Source organism: Corynebacterium sp. HMSC059E07, from assembly GCF_001814395.1.
Classification (GTDB): domain Bacteria; phylum Actinomycetota; class Actinomycetes; order Mycobacteriales; family Mycobacteriaceae; genus Corynebacterium; species Corynebacterium hesseae.
The window spans coordinates 1-311 of sequence record NZ_KV816326.1; the positions used below are offsets into that span (position 1 = coordinate 1).

1 pseudogene is annotated in these 311 nt (G+C 57.9%); it reads right to left on the minus strand.

Going from position 1 to position 311, the window contains the following annotated elements:
* Nucleotides 1-311, minus strand: a pseudogene (locus HMPREF2967_RS08245) (HNH endonuclease); the annotation flags it as partial.

Consider the following 311-nt stretch of genomic DNA (forward strand, 5'->3'; position numbering starts at 1 on the left):
CCGCCGACCCGGCAGGTTCCGTCGCGGCCTTCGACATGCTTGCGCATAATCAGGCCCGGTTGGTAGCCGTCTGCTTCGGCTACCTCGCCGGTTAAATCCCGGGTTTTATCATGCGGCATGGGCGTTTGGCGCCAGCCGAAGCCTTCGATGAAGGTCGGGGCATCATCTATATCGCAGGCTTGGTAGGTGTGTAAGACTACGGTGGCTGGTGGCTCAATCTCACCGGAAAGCAGCTTTTTGACAGCATCCGGAATCGTCAGATCATGCTTGGCAGCGGTGTGGTGGATGAAGGCATCGAGTTTAATGCCGGT